This window comes from Aeromonas sp. L_1B5_3, from assembly GCF_963866575.1.
Lineage (GTDB): Bacteria > Pseudomonadota > Gammaproteobacteria > Enterobacterales > Aeromonadaceae > Aeromonas > Aeromonas jandaei.
Genome location: NZ_CAWMDN010000027.1, coordinates 1 through 4328 on the forward strand (window position 1 = coordinate 1; position 4328 = coordinate 4328).

The 4328-nt window shown below is 58.9% G+C and carries 4 protein-coding genes; 2 read left to right on the plus strand and 2 right to left on the minus strand.

The genetic code is table 11. From position 1 onward, the window contains the following. The first annotated feature begins 80 nt into the window (after window positions 1-80). Window positions 81-359, plus strand: coding sequence for a tyrosine-type recombinase/integrase (locus AACR93_RS02865; protein ID WP_000015696.1), 279 nt, complete (start codon window positions 81-83; stop codon window positions 357-359). A 1611-nt stretch (window positions 360-1970) separates the two neighbouring features. On the opposite strand, the gene tetR(C) is transcribed toward AACR93_RS02865, so the two are convergent. Further along, window positions 1971-2630 (minus strand): tetracycline resistance transcriptional repressor TetR(C), encoded by a 660-nt coding sequence (gene tetR(C), locus AACR93_RS02870; protein WP_001038045.1) that lies wholly within the window; start codon window positions 2628-2630, stop codon window positions 1971-1973. Window positions 2631-2722: 92 nt separating this feature from the next. Here tetR(C) and tet(C) point away from each other — a divergent pair, with 92 nt between their 5' ends. After that, window positions 2723-3913: a tetracycline efflux MFS transporter Tet(C) gene (gene tet(C), locus AACR93_RS02875; protein WP_001297013.1), complete on the plus strand. Its 1191-nt coding sequence runs from the start codon at window positions 2723-2725 to the stop codon at window positions 3911-3913. Window positions 3914-3968: 55 nt separating this feature from the next. Here the strand turns inward: tet(C) and AACR93_RS23135 are convergent, their stop codons facing one another. Next, entirely contained in the window at window positions 3969-4097 is a 129-nt protein-coding gene (locus AACR93_RS23135; RefSeq protein ID WP_001260374.1) for a type VI secretion protein, read from the minus strand. Window positions 4098-4328 lie beyond the last annotated feature (231 nt).

Here is a 4328-nt window from a genome sequence, read left to right on the forward strand (position 1 = left end):
GACTATTTGCAACAGTGCCCCCGCAACAGAGAGTGGAACCAACCGGTGATACCACGATACTATGACTGAGAGTCAACGCCATGAGCGGCCTCATTTCTTATTCTGAGTTACAACAGTCCGCACCGCTGCCGGTAGCTATTGACTATCCGGCTGCACTAGCCCTGCGTCAGATGGCTCTGATCCAAGGCAAACTGCCAAAATATCTGCTGGCACCGGAAGTCAGCGCCCTGCACCATTATGTTCCGGATCTGCATCGCAGGATGCTGCTGGCTACCCTGTGGAACACCTACATCTGTATTAACGAAGCGCTGGCATTGACCCTGAGTGATTTTTCTCTGGTGCCGCCTTATCACTGTTGAAGGCCACCGCTCATCACGCGTTTGCTGACATTGAGCCCTGCCGGCCGATCGGCCTGAGACTCTCAGCACAGGAGACGGCGGGTGACGAGCGTATACTTTTTCGACGCTTGGTTGCGGTCGCGCTAGGCGTGGCCGCCGACGAACCCGCTGGTGTCGCCCTTGCGGAGCAGCGCAAGGCGGACCTTGCCACGACATCCCCTCGCCCGCCGATCGTCTAAATTCGTCGAGGTTAAGAAATTCCCGCTCCGGCGAGGCCATCACCATCACCGGCGTCAGGTAGTGGACATGGCAGCAGCGCACGCAGGTCATTTCCAGTTTCTGGCCGTCGTCGAGATCGCCGACCTTCAGGCTCCGCTTCCAGCTCATCACCCGAAATCCTCTCAACTCGGTATCCGCGTATAGGGAATCTTGCCGCCGACATGTCCGCCAGCCGGTGGCTTCCGTTCGCTCAGGCTGATGACGGTGCGCCCCGAGAGCGCAATGAGTCCGTCGATCGCTGCTGATGCCCGTTCCCTGCGTTGCCGCCCGGCATCGTCGTCGAACAGCAAATCAAGCTGGCTGGCGTCAGGTCGAATAGTGTCACTCCGACGCGAAATACCTTCACGCCGCACGGATTGGCTTGTGCCAATTTGCGCCAAAGGGCGTCGATCCCGGCAAGCCCTGCCATCTGGACTCCGACCGACAGTCCCGAACTCAGCCCGCTTCGGCGCGAAACGCCATGCTGACTGCCTGATCACTCCGCCGGACAGATTCACCACTTTTGTGTTGTGACGCCTACTCCTATGGCTCGCCCCCTTCTTTTCGTAACGCCTGCAGATCGTCCTGATCTTCACGCTCATCTGCATAGGCTTCATCAGCGCCTGACTGGCGAGCACGATTCCGGCCCTAGCCGCAGGATCGCGCAGGACGACCTAGTTACGAACCAGGCCGAGTGTTCCTGACATCCATCGGCACCATAGTTCTGCTTATCCGGCACGCGCGCGTCAGGGGTGTGGTGAACTACAAAGCAGACCCGTTGAGGTTATCAGTTCGATGCACAATCAGCAGCGCATAAAATATGCACAAGAACAGGAGCACCCTTCGCATTAAGCTGTGGTGGTAACAAGTAGTGCCGGGCTACCATCAGCGAGCATGATGCGCTCCCACAGCATTCGCCTTGGCAGTATGGAAGTTCCTCGCTCCAGTTCGGGCCGGTATCCACCTCGAGTGACCCCAGCCGCCCCTCATGCCAACCGAGCCCATTAAGCGCAGAGTCGGCCGCAACTATCTCGGGGACGCATAAACACGCAGCGATTTACCAAGGAGTTCGGCTAGGTCAATCCGCAATTCCCTTTGCCTGGCCGGAGATGCCGCGAGCAAACAATGTGTCCGGTCGCTACCAGATGGACTTTGTGGGCGGAGGATTGCACCAGACGCTTCAGCGCAGCGTCGTACGATGAATCGGAAGGCCCGGTAAGCAATTGAAGAACCGCTGACCACCTCCCATCCGACAATGCAAGGGTGCCCCGCTCTCAGCGCGACACGGTTGCCTGATCCACACCCATTAATTCAGCTAGGTGACTTTGCTTCATATGACGAAGCAACCGCGCCCTCCGCACCTGCCGCCCCCTGTCATTCGTCAACATTCTTCAGCACCTCAATGTCGTTCGTAGTGAGCCTCATTTTTTCAAGACCGCCGATGATGAGAGCCAGGCCTCGCTCGAATGCCGCGTCCGGACCGCCTTCGTAGACGATTTTCATCGCGCTCTGTAGGCGCGCCGGCATCGTAGACGCTGAGGTGGTCAACTGATCTTCGCCCCGCTCCTCGGCGTCTGCCTCGCTAGCTTGCTGCTCAAGAACAGCGCCGACGGTGAAGTAGCTGATTGCCATCAACGCATAGGTCGCGTCACCTGCCGAAAAGCCAGCATCGCAAAGGAAGCGAAGCTGCGCGTCGGCTTTTTCCATCTGCGGCGCGGCTGGCCGCGTCCCGGCATGAATACGCGCGCCATCGCGATAAGCGAGCAACGCCCGTCGAAAACTGCATGCATTGCCCTTCAGGAACGAACGCCAGTCGTCGTCATCCCTTGGCGTCGAATGCGTGTGATTTATCGTCAGCATGGCTTCGGCAAGTGCGTCGAGCAACGCACGCTTGTTCTTGAAATGCCAGTAGAGCGCTGGCTGTTGCACCCCGAGGCGCTCAGCCAGTCGGCGCGTCGTTAGACCTTCCATGCCCACGTCGTTAAGCAGTTCGAGCGCGGTTCGGATCACGGCCTCGCGTTGGAGCTTGTTCATTCGCGAATTCTCATGTTTGACAGCTTATCATCGATAAGCTTTAATGCGGTAGTTTATCACAGTTAAATTGCTAACGCAGTCAGGCACCGTGTATGAAATCTAACAATGCGCTCATCGTCATCCTCGGCACCGTCACCCTGGATGCTGTAGGCATAGGCTTGGTTATGCCGGTACTGCCGGGCCTCTTGCGGGATATCGTCCATTCCGACAGCATCGCCAGTCACTATGGCGTGCTGCTAGCGCTATATGCGTTGATGCAATTTCTATGCGCACCCGTTCTCGGAGCACTGTCCGACCGCTTTGGCCGCCGCCCAGTCCTGCTCGCTTCGCTACTTGGAGCCACTATCGACTACGCGATCATGGCGACCACACCCGTCCTGTGGATCCTCTACGCCGGACGCATCGTGGCCGGCATCACCGGCGCCACAGGTGCGGTTGCTGGCGCCTATATCGCCGACATCACCGATGGGGAAGATCGGGCTCGCCACTTCGGGCTCATGAGCGCTTGTTTCGGCGTGGGTATGGTGGCAGGCCCCGTGGCCGGGGGACTGTTGGGCGCCATCTCCTTGCATGCACCATTCCTTGCGGCGGCGGTGCTCAACGGCCTCAACCTACTACTGGGCTGCTTCCTAATGCAGGAGTCGCATAAGGGAGAGCGTCGACCGATGCCCTTGAGAGCCTTCAACCCAGTCAGCTCCTTCCGGTGGGCGCGGGGCATGACTATCGTCGCCGCACTTATGACTGTCTTCTTTATCATGCAACTCGTAGGACAGGTGCCGGCAGCGCTCTGGGTCATTTTCGGCGAGGACCGCTTTCGCTGGAGCGCGACGATGATCGGCCTGTCGCTTGCGGTATTCGGAATCTTGCACGCCCTCGCTCAAGCCTTCGTCACTGGTCCCGCCACCAAACGTTTCGGCGAGAAGCAGGCCATTATCGCCGGCATGGCGGCCGACGCGCTGGGCTACGTCTTGCTGGCGTTCGCGACGCGAGGCTGGATGGCCTTCCCCATTATGATTCTTCTCGCTTCCGGCGGCATCGGGATGCCCGCGTTGCAGGCCATGCTGTCCAGGCAGGTAGATGACGACCATCAGGGACAGCTTCAAGGATCGCTCGCGGCTCTTACCAGCCTAACTTCGATCATTGGACCGCTGATCGTCACGGCGATTTATGCCGCCTCGGCGAGCACATGGAACGGGTTGGCATGGATTGTAGGCGCCGCCCTATACCTTGTCTGCCTCCCCGCGTTGCGTCGCGGTGCATGGAGCCGGGCCACCTCGACCTGAATGGAAGCCGGCGGCACCTCGCTAACGGATTCACCACTCCAAGAATTGGAGCCAATCAATTCTTGCGGAGAACTGTGAATGCGCAAACCAACCCTTGGCAGAACATATCCATCGCGTCCGCCATCTCCAGCAGCCGCACGCGGCGCATCTCGGGCAGCGTTGGGTCCTGGCCACGGGTGCGCATGATCGTGCTCCTGTCGTTGAGGACCCGGCTAGGCTGGCGGGGTTGCCTTACTGGTTAGCAGAATGAATCACCGATACGCGAGCGAACGTGAAGCGACTGCTGCTGCAAAACGTCTGCGACCTGAGCAACAACATGAATGGTCTTCGGTTTCCGTGTTTCGTAAAGTCTGGAAACGCGGAAGTCCCCTACGTGCTGCTGAAGTTGCCCGCAACGGCACTGTTGCAAAGTTAG

Excerpts from the sequence above, each read along its gene's own strand:
- AACR93_RS23135 (WP_001260374.1), bottom strand. The coding sequence starts at position 4,097 with ATGCGCACCCGTGGCCAGGACCCAACGCTGCCCGAGATGCGCCGCGTG.
- AACR93_RS02865 (WP_000015696.1), top strand. The coding sequence starts at position 81 with ATGAGCGGCCTCATTTCTTATTCTGAGTTACAACAGTCCGCACCGCTG.